14 protein-coding genes are annotated in these 22,068 nt (G+C 46.0%); 9 read left to right on the plus strand and 5 right to left on the minus strand.

Going from position 1 to position 22,068, the window contains the following annotated elements:
• From mrcB to IQR33_RS00885, 9 genes are all read left to right on the plus strand, one after another.
• Positions 1-2,252 (plus strand): penicillin-binding protein 1B (mrcB, locus tag IQR33_RS00845; RefSeq protein WP_193843433.1); only part of this gene is annotated, 2,252 nt, incomplete at its 5' end.
• 122 nt (positions 2,253-2,374) lie between these two features.
• A complete protein-coding gene (locus IQR33_RS00850; protein WP_064376528.1) occupies positions 2,375-4,705 on the plus strand; it encodes a patatin-like phospholipase family protein in 2,331 nt (776 codons plus the stop codon).
• 268 nt (positions 4,706-4,973) lie between these two features.
• Positions 4,974-7,571 (plus strand): bifunctional aconitate hydratase 2/2-methylisocitrate dehydratase, encoded by a 2,598-nt coding sequence (gene acnB / locus IQR33_RS00855; RefSeq protein WP_005380009.1) that lies wholly within the window; start codon positions 4,974-4,976, stop codon positions 7,569-7,571.
• A gap of 99 nt (positions 7,572-7,670) precedes the next feature.
• Positions 7,671-8,039: a YacL family protein gene (locus IQR33_RS00860; RefSeq protein ID WP_017635908.1), complete on the plus strand. Its 369-nt coding sequence runs from the start codon at positions 7,671-7,673 to the stop codon at positions 8,037-8,039.
• Between the two features lie 188 nt (positions 8,040-8,227).
• The gene (locus IQR33_RS00865; protein ID WP_005386570.1) at positions 8,228-8,566 is read left to right on the plus strand and encodes a P-II family nitrogen regulator; all 339 of its coding nucleotides are present in this window, start codon (positions 8,228-8,230) and stop codon (positions 8,564-8,566) included.
• Positions 8,567-8,593: 27 nt separating this feature from the next.
• Positions 8,594-9,823 carry an ammonium transporter gene (locus IQR33_RS00870; RefSeq protein WP_047102648.1) on the plus strand — a complete coding sequence of 410 codons (1,230 nt, stop codon included), beginning with the start codon at positions 8,594-8,596 and terminating at the stop codon, positions 9,821-9,823.
• A gap of 152 nt (positions 9,824-9,975) precedes the next feature.
• A complete protein-coding gene (locus IQR33_RS00875) occupies positions 9,976-10,989 on the plus strand; it encodes a Fe(3+) ABC transporter substrate-binding protein (RefSeq protein WP_005386566.1) in 1,014 nt (337 codons plus the stop codon).
• Between the two features lie 99 nt (positions 10,990-11,088).
• Positions 11,089-12,714, plus strand: a complete 1,626-nt coding sequence (locus IQR33_RS00880; RefSeq protein WP_025768193.1) for an ABC transporter permease — start codon at positions 11,089-11,091, stop codon at positions 12,712-12,714.
• Complete coding sequence (locus IQR33_RS00885) at positions 12,714-13,745, plus strand: ABC transporter ATP-binding protein (protein WP_193838122.1); 1,032 nt, start codon at positions 12,714-12,716, stop codon at positions 13,743-13,745. The genes IQR33_RS00880 and IQR33_RS00885 overlap by 1 nt, the downstream gene beginning before the upstream one ends.
• 157 nt (positions 13,746-13,902) lie before the next feature.
• Here IQR33_RS00885 and IQR33_RS00890 read toward each other — a convergent pair whose 3' ends face one another.
• From IQR33_RS00890 to IQR33_RS00910, 5 genes are all read right to left on the minus strand, one after another.
• A complete protein-coding gene (locus tag IQR33_RS00890) occupies positions 13,903-15,315 on the minus strand; it encodes a phosphoglucomutase/phosphomannomutase family protein (RefSeq protein WP_005380053.1) in 1,413 nt (470 codons plus the stop codon).
• A 125-nt stretch (positions 15,316-15,440) separates the two neighbouring features.
• Positions 15,441-17,849, minus strand: coding sequence for a GH36-type glycosyl hydrolase domain-containing protein (locus tag IQR33_RS00895; RefSeq protein ID WP_193838121.1), 2,409 nt, complete (start codon positions 17,847-17,849; stop codon positions 15,441-15,443).
• A gap of 84 nt (positions 17,850-17,933) precedes the next feature.
• The gene (locus IQR33_RS00900; protein WP_193838120.1) at positions 17,934-19,853 is read right to left on the minus strand and encodes a beta-N-acetylhexosaminidase; all 1,920 of its coding nucleotides are present in this window, start codon (positions 19,851-19,853) and stop codon (positions 17,934-17,936) included.
• An 8-nt stretch (positions 19,854-19,861) separates the two neighbouring features.
• Entirely contained in the window at positions 19,862-20,752 is an 891-nt protein-coding gene (locus tag IQR33_RS00905; RefSeq protein ID WP_005380046.1) for an N-acetylglucosamine kinase, read from the minus strand.
• Positions 20,753-20,754: 2 nt separating this feature from the next.
• Positions 20,755-22,068 (minus strand): glycoside hydrolase family 9 protein (locus IQR33_RS00910; RefSeq protein WP_193843434.1); only part of this gene is annotated, 1,314 nt, incomplete at its 5' end.

Raw genomic sequence — 22,068 nt, forward strand, 5'->3', positions numbered from 1 at the left:
CGTGGTTGAAAGTTCTGTGGTCGTTTAGCTGGAAAGCTGGCGTTGCACTTGCCGCTGTTTTGCTGTTTGTTGGGATTTACTTAGATAGTGTGGTGAAAGAACGCTTTGAAGGTCAGCTGTTTGAGCTGCCAACGGTGGTTTATGCCCGTATCTTGAATCTAAGCCCTGGTGAGAATATCACCATCCAAGAACTGCGCAACGAGCTAGATGTGTTGAATTACCGTAAAGTGAGTCAACCTCGTTACCCAGGCGAATATTCCTCTTCTTCCACTCGGATTGAATTGATTCGTCGTCCATTCGAGTTTGCCGATGGTCCCGAGCCGGATCGTCACATTATGCTGCATTTCTCTGATTCCGGCTTGCAACGTATTCAGTCTTTAGAATCTCGAGGAGACCTTGGTTACTTGCGCTTAGAACCGAAGATGTTGGGCATGCTGGAGAAAGACCGTGATGAACAGCGCCTTTTCTTACGTCGTGATCAGTTCCCTGAAATTTTGGTGGATGCACTGCTTGCGACCGAAGACCGGGATTTTTATCAACATGACGGGGTGTCACCGCTCGCGATTGCACGTGCATTGGTTGCGAACATTAAGGCGGGTCGTACTGTTCAAGGTGGTAGTACGCTGACTCAGCAATTGGCAAAAAACCTGTTTTTGACTCGTGATAAAACACTGTGGCGTAAAGTTCGAGAAGCGTATATCGCGCTAATTTTGGATTACCGTTACAGCAAAGATCGTATCTTAGAAGCCTACCTAAACGAAGTGTACCTAGGTCAAAGTGGAGGTGAAGCGATCCACGGGTTTGGCTTGGCGTCGCGTTACTATTTTGGGCAGCCAATTCAGGAGTTGCGAATCGATCAGCTGGCGATGTTAGTTGGGATGGTAAAAGGACCGTCTTACTACAACCCAATTCGTTACCCTGAGAGAACGAAAGAGCGTCGTGATCTCGTTCTGCGCCTGTTAATGCAGCAAAACATGTTGACTTCAGAGCAGTATGAACAAGCTGTAAGTCGTCCACTCGATACGCAAAGCAAGCCACGTATTGCGAGCCGTCAGCCAGCTTATTTCCAACAATTGAGTATTGAATTAAAAGAAAAAGTTGGGGAGCGATTTAAGGCAGAGACCGGACTGCGCGTATTTACGTCTCTGGACCCAGTATCGCAAAGCAAAATGGAACAAGCTATCGCGAAAAAGATCCCAGAACTAGCTAAACGGGGTGGTAAAGAGTTAGAAGCCGCTGCTGTGGCCGTTGATCGCCATAGTGGTGAAATCCGTGCGATGGTTGGTGGTAAACGTGTCGGTTATGAAGGCTTTAACCGAGCGCTCAATGCCAGTCGTCCAATTGGTTCTTTAGTGAAACCAGCGATTTACTTAACGGCTCTAGAACAACCGGATAAATACAACCTAGGCACGACGCTACACGACACGCCGTTAAGTCTGAAGAGCAGTAAAGGTAACGTGTGGACGCCGCGCAACTACGATAGAAAATATCGTGGTGATGTGCCACTTTACATTGCTTTAGCGAAATCACTTAACGTACCAACCGTGCGCTTAGGTATGGCACTTGGCATTCCTGAAGTGTCCAATACTTTAGAGCGTTTGGGCGTGAACAAAGACGAAATTCGCCCAGTGCCTTCGATGTTTTTGGGTTCGTTTTCTTTGACGCCATTCGAAGTTGCACAGATGTATCAGACTCTGACGAATTCAGGTAAGCGTGCAAAACTGACCGCTCTGCGCTCAGTCATGGATATGGAAGGTAATGTGCTGTATCAATCCTTGCCTCGTTCATCAAGAGCCGTGGATGAACAAGCTGCATGGCTAACGACCTACGCGATGAAACAAGGGGTTGCTCAAGGCACTGGCCGCTTCTTACAAAGCCAGTTTGGTTGGGCTGCATTGGCAGGAAAAACGGGTACCAGTAATGACAACCGCGATAGTTGGTTTGTCGGTGTTGATGGTCGTGAGGTGACGACAATTTGGCTAGGCCGCGACGATAATAAACCCGTGAATCTAACGGGGTCGAGTGGTGCATTACGAGTGTACGCAGAGTACTTGAAGCAGCGTATTCCTGAGCGCTTAGAGCTCCCATGGCCAAGAGAAATCACCACATTAGGGTTCAAGCCTACATCTGATGGAGGTTTAGAAATGAACTGCCGTAGTGATTACAAACTGCCGGTTTGGGATAAAACCGGTCAGATAAAGCAACAGTGTGAGAAGAAATCAAACTGGTTAAATAGCATATTTGATTGGTAGCATCGCCAAATCAACAACATTAGCTTGTTTATCTGATTAATTCTTAGTACATATTAGGGCGTGTTAGTACAGTACTGCTAGCACGCCCTACTTGATCAGATATTCAATAAAGGAAGAAGTGAATGTTCAAAAAGCTGTTATCAAGCCCATCGGTTCGCAACTTTGCGCTTTGGGTTAGTACCTTTTTGATGATCACTCCTTCTGTTTCCCTCGCAAACTCTCTAACAAAAACGGATGACTTGGAACCTCGACCAAAGGTGGCGGTTGTGCTCGCTGGTGGAGGAGCGAAAGGGGCGGCACACATTGGGGTTTTAAAAGCATTGGAAGAAATGCAGATCCCTGTCGATATTGTGACCGGTACCAGTATGGGCGCCTATGTGGGTGGGCTTTATGCCACGGGTATGAGTGCTGATGAAATCGAGAGTTTTATCTACACCGTCGATTGGGGCAGCGGTTATCGAGATCGTGTTGACCGTAGCCAACGTCGAGTTCGTGACAAAGAGTATGAAGACCGCTATCAAATTAATACCGATCTCGGCTTAAGGTTCGGTGAGGTACGAGCACCAACGGGTGTGGTGCAAGGCCAGAACATGTTGCGAGTATTGCGTGAGACTACAGGGAACTTAGGGCGATTCGATTCTTTTGATGATCTTGCCATTCCTTATCGTTCTGTTGCGACTGATATTCTTGCCCTAGAAGAAGTCGTACTGGGCAATGGTTACCTTGTGGACGCCATGATGGCTAGCATGTCTGTACCAGGAGCGCTTCCTCCCTATAAGCTCAATGGCCATATGCTTGTTGATGGCGGCGTCGTCAATAACATGCCTGTCGATGTGGCTCGCGCCATGGGGGCTGATGTCGTTATTGCCGTCGATATTAGCACCGACTACAAAACCGAAGATGAATTTACGGGGCTGTTTACTGTCGCGGACCAACTCTCTAACTATCTCGTTCGTCGTAGTACACAACAGCAAGTGGACGAGCTTGAACCTCAAGATATCTATATTCGTCCCAATGTGGGCACCATGGAAACCGTCGAGTTCGACAAAATGCCTTGGGCTTTTCAAGCTGGGTACGATATTACCAAGCAATTAAAAGACAAGCTGAAAGAGTTACGCTTGTCCAACGCGGACTATCAAAAATACATCGACCGCAAACAAGAAGTTCGTAAAACTCTGATTTATGGCGATCAGCGTGTGGTTGATGACATTGTGATTGTAAATAACACGCACTACAGCGATGTGTTGTTGACGAATCGTATTGAATTAGAAACCGGACGTCGTATTTCAACGGCCGAAATTGAGAAAGCCGTTGAAAACCTCTACGCGTTAGATCGGTTCGAGCTCATCACTTATCACTTTGAAGAGGTTGATGGTGAGACATTGTTGGTTTTTGATGTTAACGAGAAGTCGTGGGGGCCTAATTATCTCAACTTCCGATTTTTTCTTGAAGATGACTTCGATACAGATAGCCAGTACGGCATAGGGATATCAACCAACTTTACCAACTTGAACTCTCATGGCGCGGAGTTGGCGTTCAACGTAGAAATGGGCACGGATAAGCTGATTGAAGCTGAGTTGTATTCCCCTGTTTTATCTAGCCAAGAACTTTTTGTATCGGGGCGTATTTCCTATGGCAGTGAGAGCCGAAACTTACCTTTAACAGAGCCTCAAGCACCAGATTTAGAGTCAGTAAATGACTTTTTTCCGGTCACTTACGATGATTTTACAACAGAGGTAGCGATAGGTATCCAACCCACATTGTGGCAAGAACTTCGATTTGGCGCTCGCTACTCAACCGGAGATATTGAGCTTTCTACTTTGGCTTCTGCTGGTAAATTGGATTTTGAACGTCGTGGCCTGTTTGCCAATTATCGCCTAGATACACTCGATGATTTCGCATTTCCGACTCGTGGGCTTTTAGTCGATCTCGAATATTTAGTGTCTCATGATCAAAGTCCTCAGGGCGTTAGCCTTTTAGAAACTGACAAAATTATTGAAGATACCGTTTATGAAATCTCTGCACGATTTAAAGGTGCAGTGAGTCATCAGCGTCATACTTTAGTCGGACATGCTGAATATAGTTTTGTAGAGAGTAAAAACTCATCTTTACCGCTTGATCCCAGAGAGTTGGGCGGCTTTTTAAGTCTATCTGGAATCCCAAGAAATAGCCTGATCGGACAGAACTTATTTTTCAGCAGTTTGGTGTACCGATATAAGTGGTTTGATAATGATTTCGGATTGTTTGAAGCTCCAGTCTACCTGGGCGCATCGGTCGAATATGGCGGTGTTTGGTCTGATAATGATCTGAAACTAAACGAAGCGCCGCTTTACAATGCTGGCTCCATCTTCTTTGGTGTTGACTCACCAATAGGACCAATAATGTTGGCATACGGTCGTACCGAGCAAGATTTGGATGCAGTGTATTTGATCGTAGGAACATCGTTTAATTAATCGGGTATGAGAAAGCAAAAACTTGGCATATTTGGTCAAAATTAGCAGAACTTTAGTCGTAAGTTGCTATGTTGGTCAAAATGATAAGATTTTAATTTAAGGTTAAATTTGCTATTATTTTGCCCACAGTTTGGCCTCTACGGCGCTGTTTCTCAATCATAATTGAATGAAAACAAGGGCAATGGAGAGCCAAGTTTCCAAGGATGTTCACTCCTTTACTTTAACAATAGTAATAATAGAGGAGGAACCGCAATGAGAGGAAAAAGTCGTGCTTGAAGCCTACCGTAAACACGTCGAAGAGCGTGCTGCTGAAGGAGTTGTTCCTAAACCGCTAGACGCAGAACAAGTTGCTGGACTTGTAGAACTTCTGAAAAATCCCCCGCAAGGTGAAGAAGAAGTCATTCTTGACCTACTTGAAAACCGTATCCCTCCAGGTGTTGATGAAGCTGCTTATGTAAAAGCGGGTTTCCTAACAGCAGTAGCAAAAGGTGAAGTTAAATCACCATTAGTGAGTCGTGAAAAAGCGGCTGAACTGCTAGGCACTATGCAAGGTGGTTACAACATCGAACCGCTAGTTGAGCTATTGGATGATGAAGCACTGGCAGAGATCGCAGTAAAAGCGCTGTCTCATACGCTGCTGATGTTTGATGCTTTCTATGACGTAGAAGAGAAAGCGAAAGCAGGCAATGCGCATGCACAGAAAGTACTTCAATCATGGGCTGATGCTGAGTGGTTCCTTTCTAAGCCTAAGCTTGAAGAAAAAGTCACTCTAACCGTATTTAAAGTAACAGGTGAAACGAACACGGATGACCTTTCACCTGCACCTGACGCTTGGTCTCGCCCTGATATTCCAGTACACGCACTGGCGATGCTTAAAAACGAGCGTGAAGGAATAAACCCTGATCAACCGGGTACTATTGGCCCGATCAAGCAAATTGAAGAGTTAAAAGACAAAGGTCATCAATTGGTTTACGTTGGTGATGTTGTTGGTACTGGCTCTTCACGTAAATCGGCAACCAACTCAGTGCTTTGGTTTATGGGTGATGATATCCCTTACGTTCCAAACAAACGAGCTGGTGGGTATGTGCTTGGTGGCAAAATTGCCCCTATCTTCTTTAACACAATGGAAGATGCTGGCGCACTACCAATCGAAGTTGACGTAACTAAGCTCAACATGGGCGATGTTATCGATGTTTACCCATATGAAGGTAAAGTTTGCAACCACGAAACTGGTGAGGTTCTAGCTGAGTTCTCGCTAAAAACAGAAGTACTGATTGATGAAGTTCGTGCTGGTGGTCGTATCCCATTGATCATCGGTCGTGGTTTGACAGACAAAGCGCGCCAGTCTCTAGGTCTTGAGCCTTCGGACGTATTCCGTAAACCTGGTGAAATCGCAGATTCTGGCAAGGGTTACACGCTTGCACAGAAAATGGTTGGTAAAGCGTGTGGCGTAGAAGGCATTCGCCCTGGTACCTACTGTGAGCCGAAAATGACGACAGTAGGTTCGCAAGATACTACTGGCCCTATGACTCGTGATGAACTTAAAGACTTGGCGTGTCTCGGCTTCTCTGCTGATCTTGTCATGCAGTCTTTCTGTCACACATCGGCTTATCCAAAACCAGTAGACGTTAACACTCACCATACACTTCCGGACTTTATTATGAACCGCGGTGGTGTATCTCTTCGTCCTGGTGACGGTATTATCCACTCATGGCTGAACCGTATGCTACTGCCGGATACTGTTGGTACGGGTGGTGACTCACATACTCGTTTCCCTCTGGGTATTTCATTCCCAGCTGGCTCGGGCTTGGTTGCCTTTGCAGCTGCGACAGGCGTTATGCCGCTAGACATGCCAGAGTCAATCTTGGTTCGTTTTAAAGGTGAAATGCAACCGGGTATTACACTGCGTGATCTTGTTCATGCCATCCCTTACTACGCGATTCAGCAAGGGCTACTAACGGTAGAAAAAGCGGGCAAGATCAACGAATTTTCTGGCCGTATCCTTGAGATTGAAGGCTTAGAAACGCTAACGGTTGAGCAAGCATTTGAGCTTTCTGATGCATCTGCAGAGCGTTCTGCGGCAGGTTGTACTGTGAAATTGTCTCAAGAGTCGATCGAAGAGTACTTAAACTCTAACATCGTGATGCTGAAGTGGATGATCTCTGAAGGCTACGGTGATCGCCGTACTATCGAGCGCCGCATTACTGCAATGCAAGAGTGGCTAGCAAACCCTGAGCTGATGCAAGCAGATAAAGACGCTGAATACGCACATGTGATTGAAATCGATATGGCTGAAATCAATGAGCCAGTACTATGTGCACCGAATGACCCAGATGACGCTCGTTTGTTGTCTGAAGTACAAGGCACAGCGATTGATGAAGTGTTCATCGGCTCTTGTATGACGAACATCGGTCACTTCCGCGCAGCAGGTAAATTGCTTGATAAGTTCAATGGCCAGTTAGCAACGCGCCTTTGGGTAGCGCCACCAACAAAGATGGATAAAGACCAACTGATTGAAGAAGGCTACTACGGTATCTTCGGACGTGCAGGGGTGCGTATTGAAACGCCAGGGTGTTCACTTTGTATGGGTAACCAAGCGCGTGTTGCAGATAAATCAACAGTAATGTCGACTTCAACGCGTAACTTCCCGAACCGTCTGGGTACTGGTGCGAATGTTTACCTGTCGTCAGCTGAGCTAGCTGCAGTAGGTGCAATTCTAGGTAAGATTCCAACCAAAGAAGAATACCTAGAATACGCGAAGCAAATCGACGCTACGGCAACGGATACATACCGCTACTTGAACTTCCATAAAATGGATCAATACACCAAGAAAGCGGACGAAGTGATCTTCCAAGAACCGGCATAATCAGAAATGCACAATTCGAAAGCACCTCATATGAGGTGCTTTTTTTATGGGAGCAATTCGCTATACTCGCACCAAATTGATACGAAATAGGCAATCTCGGTGGAATTTGAATTCATTCGTAACACGTTGATGGGCGAGTACTACGTAAAATGTAGCATGGGACATGAGATTGTAGGGCGCTGGTTGCAAGAAGAAATTGGCAAAGATCCGATGAAGATTGCACAGGTTGAAAAGCTAATTGAGCGGTCATTTTCAGCGCCTTCTCAGGAGCATAACCTAACAGGCACGGAAATTAGCTTGATGATTCAGGGCGACGAAGTTCTTGTACAAGAAAACGCATTAGCCCATGAATATGATGTCGAGATGGAAAGTGAGTTCGACTTCTACAATGCAGAAAGTACAGCAAGTTGTGGGATAGAGGATTTCATGGCACTTATCGAACAGTGGAAAGACTTTTTGAACATTTAATGCACAGTTTTGGGTAACTTCTCTGCCGTTGCTTTAAATTTGTGAAAAGGGCGCACCGATATGGTGCGCCCTTTTTGTTTATAGATATGTAAATTGAGGTTAGTTTTTATTATTCAATAACTTAAAAACTTGGCACGTAGATTGGATTATAAGAAGTGTTTCAGGATGAAAGCTTCGGAGATAACTCAATGAAAATAATCAATGCCATTATTAAGCCGTTTAAATTAGACGATGTACGAGAAGCATTGGCTGATGTCGGTATCGAAGGGATGACAGTATCAGAAGTTAAAGGGTTCGGTCGTCAAAAAGGTCACACGGAATTGTATCGCGGTGCAGAGTATCAAGTCGATTTTCTACCAAAGGTGAAAATTGAAATCGCGACTCACGCAGACAATGTAGATCGCGTTGTTGAAGCAATTACAAAAGCTGCGCAAACCGGAAAAATCGGCGACGGTAAAATTTTTGTTTACGATCTGAACCAAGCGGTGCGTATCCGAACTGGCGAAATGGACGCAGAAGCACTTTAAGAATTCAAAGGATTGGAGATACTTATTATGGAATTAGCAACAACAGTAACCGAGTTACGTTACGCACTTGACACCTTTTTCTTCCTCATTTCCGGTGCGTTGGTAATGTGGATGGCAGCAGGCTTTGCGATGCTAGAGGCTGGCCTTGTGCGCTCTAAAAACACAACAGAAATTCTTACGAAGAACATCTGTTTGTACGCCATCGCATGTACGATGTTTTTGATTGTCGGTTATAACATCATGTATGTCGATAATGGAGAAGGAGGCTGGTTACCTTCATTTGGTACGCTAATTGGTACTCAAGGTGAAGGGGCCGACCACTCTTTAGAGTCTGACTTCTTCTTCCAAGTTGTCTTCGTTGCAACTGCTATGTCCGTCGTTTCTGGTGCGGTAGCTGAGCGCATGAAGCTTTGGTCTTTCTTGATTTTCTCTGCGATTTTAACTGCGTTTATCTATCCAATGGAAGGTTACTGGACATGGGGTGGAGGCTTCCTAGCAGAAGCTGGATTTAGTGACTTTGCGGGGTCTGGTATCGTACATATGGCAGGTGCTTCTGCTGCTCTTGCTGGTGTGTTACTGCTTGGCGCGCGTAAGGGTAAGTACGGTAAAAATGGTGAAATCTATCCGATTCCAGGTTCTAACATGCCTTTGGCAACGTTGGGTACTTTTATCCTTTGGTTTGGCTGGTTTGGATTTAACGGTGGTTCTCAGTTGATGGTTTCAGATTTTGAGAATGCTACAGCGGTAGGTCAGATCTTTCTAAACACTAACGCAGCAGCGGCTGCTGGTGCAATTGCGGCGCTATTCGTTTGTAAAACTACTTGGGGTAAAGCCGATTTAACGATGATCCTCAATGGCGCGCTAGCTGGCTTGGTTGCCATCACTGCAGACCCTCTATCGCCATCACCACTGTACGCGGTTGCGATTGGTGCGGTGTCGGGTGCACTAGTAGTATTCAGTATCATTGCTCTAGATAAACTTAAAATTGACGATCCAGTAGGTGCTATCTCAGTTCACGGTGTGTGTGGTTTCTTCGGCCTAATGGTAGTGCCACTGAGCAACGGTGATGCAACGTTTGGTGCACAGCTTTTAGGTGCCGTAGTTATCTTTGCTTGGGTATTTGGTGCTAGCCTAGTTGTGTGGGCAATCTTGAAAGCGACCGTTGGGATTCGCGTTACAGAAGATGAAGAAATGGAAGGTATGGACATGCATGATTGTGGTGTTGGTGCTTACCCAGAGTTTGTTACGGTGAAATAATCATTAGCTTGTAATAAATGGTTACACACTTAACACAATAAAACCTGCTCCGATGAGCAGGTTTTTTAATATTCGTCATTGTCTTCTTATTGAACATACATATAATAACGCAACTGATAAACGTTATCATTAGCATGGTAAAGGATTAAACAATGAAAAAACTGCTAACTCTTTCAGCACTAACTTGCGCTACTCTAGCTCCAACAGCAATGGCTGCTGAAGAAGTGAACGTCTACTCTTACCGTCAACCTTTCCTAGTTGAACCTATGTTCAATGAGTTCACTAAAGAAACTGGTATCAAAGTAAACGTAAAATTTGCTAAAAAAGGCTTAGCAGAAAAGCTAGCTCAAGAAGGTGAGTACAGCCCTGCTGACGTTATTCTTACGACAGACATCAGCCGTCTAGCTGAACTGACAAACAAAGGTTTAGTTCAGAAAGTCGATAGCAAAATCATTGAAGAAAACGTACCTGCTCAATACCAAGATAAAGAGAATGAGTGGTTTGCTCTAACTCTACGTTCTCGTAGCGTTTATTCATCACGTGATCGCGTAGGTAAACTAGGCGCAGATTTCAACTACGCAGACTTAGCTAAGCCAGAGTTCAAAGGTAAAATTTGTACTCGTAGCGGTAAGCACCCGTACAACGTTTCTCTAGTTTCAGCAATGATTGCTCACAATGGCGAAGCAGAAACCAAAGAGTGGTTAGAAGGCGTGAAAGCAAACCTTGCTCGCAAACCACAAGGCAACGATCGTGCACAAGTTAAAGCGATCAAAGAAGGCCTATGTGATGTTTCTCTAGGTAACAGCTACTACCTAGGTAAAATGGTTAACGACAAAGAGCAAAAAGCTTGGGCTGATGCAGTTTACATCAACTTCCCTAACCAAGAGACTACAGGCACTCACGTGAATATCTCTGGTATGGCGATGGCTAAGTACTCTCCAAACAAAGACAATGCTGTGAAGCTAATGGAATTCCTAACGGGTGACAAAGCGCAGCAAATGTACGCAGAAGTTAACTACGAGTACCCAGTTAAAGAAGGCGTGAAGCGTTCTGAGCTTGTGGAATCTTGGGGTGACTTTAAAGCAGACAAGCTTTCTCTAGACGATATTGCAGCCAACCACGAAGCGGCAATTAAGCTATTAGATGAAGTGAAATTTGACCTTTAATTCCTTGTGGGGGTATAACAGTACCCCCATTTGATTAAAGGATATGAGATGTATTTGCAACAGCATTTGTATTTCATACAGCCTTGCAGTAATTAGGCGATGAAAGATAAACACTCTTTATGGAAAACCAGTAGTGGGGTAATAACTCTGCTACTGGTTTTGCCGATCTTAGCGATCTTCTACACCGCAATTGGTGAAACGGATGATTTGTTTGCTCATTTAATGGCAACGGTCATGCCGACTTATATTTTTAACACGGTTGCGCTAACTGTTGGCGTAATGGTGCTGTCCTTAATTCTTGGTATTCCAAGCGCTTGGATAATGGCCATGTGTAAACTGCCGACCGAAAAATGGTTGCAGTGGGCATTGGTGCTACCTCTTGCAATGCCAGGTTATATCATTGGTTATATTTTTACTGATTGGTTTGATTTTGCAGGCCCGATTCAGATCTTTTTGCGTGATGTAACCGGATGGGGACCTGGCGAGTATTGGTTCCCTGACATTCGTACGTTGCCTGGTGCGACCTTTGTGTTGGCTTTGGTGTTGTATCCTTACGTGTATTTATTGTGCCGGGCTGCGTTTATGGAGCAAAATGTATCTTTATTGCAAAGCGCGCGTTTGCTCAAGTGCTCTCCATGGGAAAGCTTTTGGCGCATCTCGATGCCGTTAGTAAGACCCTCTATCGCAGTAGGTTTATCATTGGTCGCAATGGAGACCATCGGTGACTTTGGTACGGTAAGTTACTTCGCGGTGAATACGTTAACCACAGCGGTCTACGATACTTGGTTGGGGTACTCTAATCTTAATGCGGCAGCCAAGATTTCTGCCATGATGCTCGTCATTGTAGTACTGCTTCTTAGTGCCGAACGATACAGCCGCCGTAAACAAAAGCTTTTTCAAAGCCAATTTAACAGTCACGAAGATTTTCGTTACGAGTTGACGGGCTGGAAAAAGTGGACCGCACTGGTTTGGTGTTGGGGCTTGGTTTCAGTCGCTTTTATTTTGCCGCTACTACAGCTGATTGATTATGCGATCACTTATTTTGCGCAGAGTTGGACCTCAGAGTTTCGTGAATACGCATGGAATAGCTTAGTTGTGTCTGTTATTGCTGCGATTATTGGTGTTGCTGTCGCACTGATCGTTAACTTTACCCATCGAGTCAGTGGTAAACGAGAAAGCTTGGCATTTATGCGTCTTTCTTCTATGGGCTATGCAGTACCAGGAACGGTACTAGCCATCGGTGTGATGGTCGCTGTGCTGTTTATGGATCATCGTGTCAACGATGTTGCTAAAGCCATGGAGTGGGGAAGGCCGGGACTTATCTTTTCTGGTTCCATGTTCGCACTAGTATTTGCCATGGTTGTGCGCTTTTCCGCGGTAGCGATTGGTAGTATCGAAAGTAATTTAAATAAAATTTCTCCGTCGTTAGATATGGCATCGCGCACTATGGGTTGTAAGCCCAATGCCATGCTGTGGCGCGTGCACTTTCCGCTGGTTAAGCGCGGTGCACTGATTGCGGCTTTATTAGTGTTTATCGAGTCGATGAAAGAGCTTAATGCGGCTTTGTTACTTCGTCCGTTTAACTTTGAAACACTAGCCACATACGTTTATAACTTCGCCTCGGATGAGCATTTAGAATTGGCCGCTTTGCCAGCGGTTCTGTTGGTTCTTGTTGGGTTGATCCCGCTTGTTGTTGTTAACCGTTCACTGGAGCAAAATCACTGATGAGCTGTGCATTATCAATTAAAAACCTAACGTGCCAATATGACGATCAAACTGTACTCGAATCATTGTCTCTTGAGGTAGAACAAGGGCAGATTGTCTGTTTGCTAGGAGCCAGTGGCTGTGGGAAAACAACACTATTAAAGGCCGTTGCGGGATTATTGCCGTTAACGTCAGGCGAAATGAGTCTAAATTGCGTCACAATTGATGATGGGGAAAACTGGTTGCCGCCAGAACAGCGTAATATCGGGATGATTTTCCAAGATTACGCACTTTTTCCTCACTTGACGGTGGAGCAAAACATTGCCTTTGGCTTAAAGCAGTGCTCGACAAAAGAGAAAAATGCCAAAGTTCAAGAGATGTTAGAACTCGTGCATCTTCAAGGTTATGGCGATCGTTATCCTCATCAATTGTCTGGTGGACAGCAGCAGCGTGTTGCGATTGCTCGCTCATTAGCTTACAGCCCAGACTTATTGTTACTTGATGAACCGTTTTCTAATATTGATACGCAAGTTCGCCATGAGTTGATAAGTGAGATCCGTAAGATTTTTAAGGCCCAAGGTGTGACTGCCATTTTTGTTACGCATAGCCGTGAAGAGGCTTTTGCTTTCGCCGATAAAATGGCAGTGATGAACAATGGAGTCATCGAGCAATATGGCACAGCATCTGAGCTTTACTACCAGCCTTCAAGTAAATTTGTCGCTGATTTCTTAGGTGGTGGCAGTTACCTTGCTGCTAAACGGGTTTCGAATTCAGAATATGAAACCCACTTGGGCGTGGTTGACGCCACGGCTCAACAAGATATTCCAGTACAGGCGGAGTGCTCTTTACTGCTAAGACCGCAGCATGTGCAAATTCAATCCGATGAAGATAGTTCGGTAACCGTATTGGAACAGCATTTTATGGGTGATCACTGCCGTTATGTGATTAACGCGAATGGTGACCGTTTGTTAGCTACAGCTTCGCAAGCATTAAATATAGGTGAGTCCGTCGCGGTGAAAATTGAAACGCAAGGCGTCCTGGCATTTGCTTAACGCTCCTGAGTATCTTTTCTATCTCGTTTACGACTTCCCAACATACAATAAAAAAGCCCGGCTGTGGAGCCGGGCAAGTGCTCTTCTCCTGTTGATGAGCGCCTTTTCAGACAGCGTTGACTCTCATCATAGTGCTCGAAGCGGGCACAAGGTTCAGTTATAAAGACAAGAAGTCTTTAAACTGTTGAAGAACACGTTCCGCAGTGTCCTTATCTTGCATCTCTGCAAAAATTCGTAGCAGTGGCTCAGTGCCAGAGAAGCGAGCGATGATCCAACCGCCGTTCTTGAAGTAGACTTTCGCACCATCTTCATAGCTGACTTTTTCGATTTCAAACTCAAACTCAGGCAACTGCTTTTCAACATAAATCTTGTTGAACAGTACGTCTTTTTGCGCTGGTTTGAACTTGCAATCGCCTTCTGCCATGTAGGCATAGCCGTACTTGCCGTAGATTTCATCCAGCAACTCAGACAGCTTCTTGCCGGTTACTGAAATCATTTCTACCAATAGGCTTGATGCGAATACGCCGTCTTTACCTTTGATGTGGCCGCGAATGGTTAGGCCACCAGAGCTTTCCCCGCCAATCAGTGAGTCATCCGCTTCCATTTGGGAGCTGATGTGCTTAAAGCCTACAGGAACCTCAAAGCATTTCTCGCCATGATCTTCGGCGACTTTATCGAGAAGGTGGGTGGTTGCGATGTTACGTACCACGGAGCCTTTCCAGCCTTTGTATTCAAGTAGGTAGTAGTAAAGCAGCAGTAGCACTTCATTTGGATGAATGAAGTTACCTTTTTCGTCGATAATACCAAGACGGTCCGCATCGCCATCAGTACCGATGCCAATATCGTAACCTTGCTCTTTCACTAGGTGCATCAAACGGTAGAGTGTTGCAGCGCTTGGCGAAGGCATTAACCCACCGAAGTCTGGGTTTTTGCCATCGTTAATCACATCAACGTCACAGCGGCCGTTGATTAATACGGTTTGCAGTGCGTTTTTCGCGACACCAAACATTGGGTCGATCAAAACACGTAAATTCGCCTTCTTGATCGCTCCGATGTCGATAAAGTCGATGATTGAGTCAACGAATTCGTTCATCGGATTGATGATTTCAATCAGCTTATCTTCAACCGCTTGTTCAAAGTCGACGCTTTTTACATCTTGCGCAGTGAGCGCGTCTATTTGTGATTCGATTTTTTGGGTGATGATTTCATCTGCGTCACGACCACCTTCAATGAAGACTTTAATGCCGTTGTAATCGGCAGGGTTGTGTGATGCGGTAATACATGCCGAGTATGCGCAGCCCATTTCTTTCGCTTTAAACATTACGATAGGTGTTGGGACAAATTTGTCGATAAAGCTAACCATAATGCCGTTTGCTGCTAGAACTTCAGCGAACCAACGACCTGCTTTATCGGAAAGAAAACGACGGTCATAGCCAATCACAAAACCGCGATCAGCAACCGATTCGTTATTCGTGATGTTTGCAACTGCTTGGGCAACCAAGCGTACGTTATCTTTGGTGAACTCCTCACCAATAAATGCACGCCAACCGCCTGTACCAAATTTGATCATGATTCGATCCTCGATAAGAGCGGCATCCCACCGCGTCTTAAATCTTTGCTAGCGAACCGATGCACTTGTAAAACATAAATGCACCGGATAAATCAAAAGGGGAGAAGGACTCCCCCAAAAGATGATTAACCTAGAGTAACGATAACTTCGTTTACTGAACCTTCCGCTTGAACTGGTACAGATGCACCATTTACAGCTTCACCGTTCACGGTAATCGACTTAACGCCTTTGCTTACTGAGTCTGGGTTAACGACTTTGATGTTGTACGTTGCTCCTAGCCATTGGCGAGTCACTTCGAAACCAGGCCAGTTCGTTGGGATACATGGATCGATAGTTAGGCCATCGAAGCCTGTACGCACACCAAGAATAAAGTTGGTAACAGCGAAGTAAGCCCAGCCTGACGTACCTGTTAACCATGGGTGGTTTGCACGACCGTGGTCTTGGTGGTCACGACCCATGATGAACTGAACGTATGAGTATGGTTCTGCAATACGTTTTTCGATGATGTCGTTCTGGTTGTATGGGTTTAGCGCATCGTAGAACTTCATTGCACGATCACCACGACCCAGTTTCGCTTCAGCTACCCAAGCCCATGGGTTTGGATGCGAGAATATCGCACCGTTCTCTTTTACGCCTTGGTAAACACGAGTTACGAAGCCGATATCATCATTCGGTGTTGCAAAAGATGGTGAGTTTAGGTGAAGGCCGTATTCAGAGAACAGGTTCTCATCGACAGCGTCCATCGCTTTTTCGCCGCGCTCTTGAGATACCGCACCAGAAAGTACCGCAAGTGTGTTTGACTCTAGGTGTACTCGGCCTTCCGCTTGTTGCGCAGTACCGATCTTGTCGCCATTCTTCGTCAGACCACGGATGTACCAACCGCCTTCGTCATCCCAAAGGTGGGTTTCACACGCTTCACGAACGTTTGCTGCCATCACCGTGTATTTTTCAACGTCGGCTTGTTTACCTAGGTATTTCGCTAGGTCGATGAACTCCTGCAGTGCCCAGAAATGTAGGAACGACACCATTGACGATTCGCCGCCACCTAGGTTCAGACAGTCGTTCCAGTCTGCACGCAGACCTTTACAGATACCGGTTTGACCTACGTATTCAGCCGAGAAGTCTAGCGCGGCTTTCATGTGGTCATAAACCGTTGCATCGCCACCGTCGGCGTAAGGGATCACTTCGTCGAAGAAGCTGTGCTCACCGGTTTCCATCACGTACTTACAGATGGTTGGAACTAGCCATAGATGGTCATCGGAACAAGTGTCTTCGATGCCGTGAATTTTGTCTTCATCAGAAGGTGTTGGAACTACGGTTGGAGACTTCGATGGTTTAACATCAGCTTTTTCTGGATCAAACCAATCTGGATCGAATAGGTGTAGACCGTAGCCCGCTTTTACTTGGCCACGCAGTAGGTCAACGATACGTTTGCGCGTCATTGCTGGGTTAGCGTGAGGAACTGAGATTGCATCTTGCGCTGTATCGCGGTAACCAAGACCAGTACGGCCTCCCACCTCGATGAATGAAGCAAAGCGAGACCACACCACACACGTTTCCGCTTGGTATAACGTCCAAGCGTTGATCATGGTATCTAGACCTTCGTTTGGTGATTTCACTTGGAACTTGCCACAACGCTCATCCCAGTGTGCTTTGATACCCGCAAATGCGTTGTCGACTTCTGCAAGGTCTTGGTACTTAGCACGCAGACGCTCTCCGTTGCCTTTACCGATACCGAGAATGTAAGCAAAGCGAACTTCTTCACCCGGCTGAATAGTAAATTGCTTATGCAAAGAGCCACAGTGGTTGTAACAAGTTTGCGCTGTATTGAAACACTTACCTTGTTCTACCGCTAACGGGTTTGCTTCGTCACGGTATAGGCCTAGGAAGCTGTCACGTTGGCCGTCGTATGAATCTGGGGCAAATGTTGAAGCTAGGTAGTAGAAGCCTTCGAAATCGTTGGTGTTGTAGTACAGGTCGTACTCTATCACGCCTTCGTTGTAAGCCGTACCTGCCGAGTACAGAGACATCTGATGGTTTTGGTTATCAGATTGAATGTGGCTGAATGAGAACTCAACAAATGAGAATGCACTGATCGTACGTGGTTTGTCAGAGGTGTTTTTAATCACTACATCCCAGATTTCAGCGTCTTCGCCTTTTGGCACGAACAGAGTTTTTGTTGCGGTAATACCGCTGTATTCACATTTGAACTTAGAGTAAGACAAGCCGTGACGAACTTCGTAGTTTGCTTCGTCTAGGCTCTTCGCAACTGGTTGCCAAGAGATTGACCAGTAATCACCTGTCTCATCATCACGCAAGTAAACGTAGTGTCCTGGGCGATCGAATGTCGCATTTGGACGGAATTTAGTAACACGGTTGTATTCTGGAGAGTTGTAGAACGAGTAGCCACCCGCGTTGTGCGAGATAACCGTACAGAACTTCTCAGTACCTAGGTAGTTGGTCCATGGTGCTGGTACGTCAGGGCGAGTGATGACGTATTCGCGATTCTCGTTATCGAAATAGCCGTATTTCATTTGTGTCTTTCCTTTTTACGAAGCTGCATCAGCAGCCAAAATTTAAAAACTCTTCAAGCGTGATGTTTCGACATCAGTTTTGTATTACTTCCACGGTTTACGGTAATTCACTCCCTGCAAATCAAGCAGAGGTAGATGGCCTTTCAAGCGTGATAAATAGTCGGTCCAATCTCGGTGTTGTTTGTCTGTCCAACATGCTTCTGCCATTGCAGTTAAACGAGGGAAGATCATGTAGTCCATGCGAGGTTGGTTATTGATAATTTCGCACCATAATGCTGTTTGAATGCCCCAAATGCGCTTACGTATTGGGTCGTCAGCAGGCACTTCAGCGAGCGGCTCGTAGTTGTAAGCTTTTTCTAGTGGCAGTGGGTTTGCCCAGTCCACGCCCGGTTCTTCAGGTGCGTAGTCTTGGGTCATATCTAGGTAAGTGGTTTGTGCTGGTTGCAGCACCACATCAAAGCCTTGGCGAGCACAGTTCAAGGCCGCTTCTTCGCTTAGCCATGAGTAGATCACCGTATCTTTACTGACTTTGTCGCCGTGTTGAGCTTCTTCCCAGCCCAGCATGCGTTTGCCCAATTTACGAAGTTTGTCTTCGGCATAACGCAAGAAGTGTCCTTGCAAATCTTTGTAGTCGCTGTAACCCAGTTGTTCCATTAGTGCTTGGCATGCTGGGCTTTTTGACCATACGCCGTTAGGTACTTCGTCGGCACCAATATGAACGTAAGGCGCAGGAAAAAGCGCAGAGACTTCTTCTAGCACTTTGTCGATAAATTCATAGCTCCCCGGCAGAGCTGGGTTAATGACGTTGTCGTTGTAATGCTGAATACTGCGGTATTCGGTGGTATCTTCCGCTTCTACCAATAGGTGTGGTAACGACTTGATGGCGGCTCGGCAATGACCAGGTACATCAATTTCAGGAATGATGGTGATGCCGCGTTGCGATGCAAATTCGATAACGTCTTTGATGTCTTCTTGTGTGTAGAAGCCGCCGTAACGTTCATCAAAGTGCGTGTACTGTGGTTCATTGATCTCATCCAATCCGCGCCAAGCACCAATATCGGTCAGTTGAGGCAGTGATTTGATTTCAATTCGCCAACCCTCATCGTCGGTAAGATGCCAATGGAACGTATTGAACTTGTAATGAGCCAGTTGGTTGATCAAGCGTTTGACTTGCTTAACGGAGTGAAAATGACGAGCACAATCCAGCATCATACCGCGGTAACGAAAACGTGGCCTGTCCTTGATTGAACAGCAAACTACTTCCATTGAGTTAGGTTGATCGCCAACTTTGACTAGTTGTAATAACGTTGCACAAGCATGGGTAAAACCAGACGAAGATCCTGCTTCAATTTTGATTGACTCTTCGGCTACTTTCAGTTTGTAAGCGCCTTCATCCAAGGTTGGGTTGCCTTTGAAGATGATCTGACTGCCATTGTCTGATGCGAACTCAAATTGGTGAATGCGCTTAAGCTCTTCAAGTAGCCATTCTTTAGCTGAATTGGCCAGGCTTGAATAAACCGCGACGCCAGCATGATGATCAAAGCTAAAATAGTGATCGCTGACCTCAATATGGTTTGGTTTTGGCAGCAAGGGCTGTGCATGGGTTAAACTTGCCGGAATCTCACTGCGTTCACGGTATGGTGAAGCTAATACGATAGGCGTGACATCCACTTGTGCGCGCTGTGGGTTTCCATCAACGACAAAGTTGATCATCGCTTCGTTAAAGCCATCCGAGTAATAACGGAATGGGTTCGAACCAATACTGAATTCACAGTAATAGTGATGGTTGGCAGCCAGTACCACCCCTTCTGGTTTAAGTGTGCAAAAACTACCAATTTGAGTCAGTTGACCATTTGAAACGCTGTCTGGAAGAATGTAACGATCGAAAGCGAAAGTTAAGCTCCAGCTGTTTAGGTCTTGGTCGCTCAAGTTATGAAAGGTGAGGCCAAAGCGGCAGTTTTGTTTCTGCTCAGAAAGGACCACGAGATCAACACGATATTCCATATCTACTCCTACGCCGCACTGAGCGAGTAAAGGTTATGTTCTGGTTTGCCAGCAAACATAATTGCGCCTTCAATCGCGTCAAACTGTGGCTCAACAATCCATTGCTGAACTGGTGGTGAAAGCCAACGTACAATGCGTTCAGCTATGCTGCCCATTAAACAAATACGTGTTGCGCCGCGCTTGTTTAATGCCACGAGAAACATTTCTATATCCGCTGCGGTTTGCTTCAGCATTTCAATGGCCAGTGCATCGCCTTGTTCCGCATGTTGGAAAATAGCCGGAGAAAACTGCCCATAATCACGAGGAAGCGCCTGTTTTGACCACGCCACCACGTTGTCGACCTCATTTTCGAAATGCGTCATAACGTGTTGTGCTAGGGGCGTTTTTTCTCTGATGCCATCTTCAGCTAACAAAACTTGCTGAACTAGGCGTAGCCCCATCACTGCGCCGCCACCTTGATCCGAAATAGGGAACTCACGACCACCGACAACGTGTTGCTCCAATCCGTTAAGGTAGATGCCACAAGAACCGGTTCCCGCAATCATGATTGCGCCATCTTCGCCATTGTGCGCACCAACGCACGCACCGTAGGCATCGGTATTCAGAGTCATACTGGCAAATGGATGAGGAAGAGACATGAAGGCTTGCCAAGATGCTTTGTGCTCTGCGCCAGCAAGGGCTAAGCCGACGTGCATCGACGCGAAATCTTGTTGTGTCAGACCGCCTTGCTCGGTAGCCGAAGTGATGGATTCAAGAATCGAAGCCATTGCTATTTCAGCACCTAGCATGATGTTGGCACTGCCGCTTTTGGCCTCGCCAAGAAAATTACCTTGTGAATCTTTAATCCTGGCTCGACATGACGTGCCGCCACCATCGATACCGACAAAATACATTCCCATGATTATTCTTCCTTCATATTTTTAGAGGTCGCCAACTGAGAAACATGCTGAGCTTGACTCATTATCGCGAGTAAGTACCAAGCGCCATGCGGGATCCACTGTTCGCCCCAGCGCCAGTTTTGTAACACGTCTTCTTTTTGTGCTGGTGGGTTAAATGCAATGTCTTCCTCGTCTTCAAAGCCGCCAGTGATTCCGTTACACACGCCACCTTTTGCGTTGAAGAAACCATATTGAGGGAGGTAATCAGGGTTGTTACGACCATGGCCATCTAGCATGCACATGTCGTATGGGTTTAAGCCTACAATCCAGTTCAATGCATCTTGAGCAAACACAGAAAGTTGTTGCTGTACTTCTTGCGACGCTATATGCGGTTGAGCAAGGTACGCCATGGTCGCGAGTGAGCCCAGTCGAGCATTCTCGCCTTGCCACCAATAGCCAGATTCATTGTTGTGTGCGACAAAAAATGCCTCGCGTTTTGACTCATTTACGCCTTTAACATATTGGCGAGGGTAACCGAATGGGTTGATCACTTTATTCGAGATTGTGATCTCAAACTCACACGCTAGGTTGACGATACGTTTTACCGATTCCGCTCGTGCTGAGTCGTCTTCAATTGATAGATATTCGCATAGGGCAATAACTGGTAGACCAGCTTCGGCTGCGTGAAAATATGGACGGCTGCCGTCTTGGTTTGCTGACCAAAAGTGTTGAATCTGCTCGTCGCTCATTTGGCGTGCAACTAAACGTTGCGCCCACAAACGGCTCTCTTCCAAGTAGCGAGTTTCTTTGGTTGCTTTAAACAGTTCTACACAAGCCAGTAGCGCACAGTATTCGTCGATAATGTTTTCTTCCCCATCATTGAGGTACTGCGTATTGTGCTCTTTTAAGTGCCAGTAACCATTTTCGGCAGCGTTGCGGTATTTTTGTTGATCGTATTCACCGTGAACACTTAAACGCGATGCTGCCGCTAGCGCTGCAATGGCGACACCGCCACCTTGTCGAAAGCCTGCTTGATAGTCGTCAAATTTGTGACCAAGTTGAGTTTCGTACGCGCAAATCTCGCGTTGCGCAGTATCTTTGCTCCACTTGTCAAAGACCGTCATGTAGAAAAAGCCTTTTTCGTTTTGCATACGCACAAGAAAGTCTGCACCGAACAGGGCTTCTTCAATCAGACGTGTACGTGTGAAAGCTGCAATGTCCTCGCTTCCTTCAAGCAATGAAACCCCTTTTAGGATGTTCCAAACCACCATTGGGGTTTGTTGAGGATTCAAATAATTCGCGTATGAAAGGTGACTTAAATACTTGCTAACGTCTCC

Origin of the sequence: Vibrio sp. OPT46 (assembly GCF_015163535.1) — a bacterium.
Taxonomy (GTDB): domain Bacteria; phylum Pseudomonadota; class Gammaproteobacteria; order Enterobacterales; family Vibrionaceae; genus Vibrio; species Vibrio alginolyticus.

Bases quoted from the DNA above. Each gene is read 5' to 3' on its own strand.
- IQR33_RS00880 (WP_025768193.1), top strand. From the start codon at position 11,089: ATGAAAGATAAACACTCTTTATGGAAAACCAGTAGTGGGGTAATAACT.
- IQR33_RS00870 (WP_047102648.1), top strand. From the start codon at position 8,594: ATGGAATTAGCAACAACAGTAACCGAGTTACGTTACGCACTTGACACC.
- IQR33_RS00850 (WP_064376528.1), top strand. From the start codon at position 2,375: ATGTTCAAAAAGCTGTTATCAAGCCCATCGGTTCGCAACTTTGCGCTT.
- IQR33_RS00890 (WP_005380053.1), bottom strand. From the start codon at position 15,315: ATGATCAAATTTGGTACAGGCGGTTGGCGTGCATTTATTGGTGAGGAG.
- IQR33_RS00875 (WP_005386566.1), top strand. From the start codon at position 9,976: ATGAAAAAACTGCTAACTCTTTCAGCACTAACTTGCGCTACTCTAGCT.
- IQR33_RS00895 (WP_193838121.1), bottom strand. From the start codon at position 17,849: ATGAAATACGGCTATTTCGATAACGAGAATCGCGAATACGTCATCACT.
- IQR33_RS00865 (WP_005386570.1), top strand. From the start codon at position 8,228: ATGAAAATAATCAATGCCATTATTAAGCCGTTTAAATTAGACGATGTA.
- IQR33_RS00900 (WP_193838120.1), bottom strand. From the start codon at position 19,853: ATGGAATATCGTGTTGATCTCGTGGTCCTTTCTGAGCAGAAACAAAAC.
- IQR33_RS00885 (WP_193838122.1), top strand. From the start codon at position 12,714: ATGAGCTGTGCATTATCAATTAAAAACCTAACGTGCCAATATGACGAT.
- IQR33_RS00905 (WP_005380046.1), bottom strand. From the start codon at position 20,752: ATGGGAATGTATTTTGTCGGTATCGATGGTGGCGGCACGTCATGTCGA.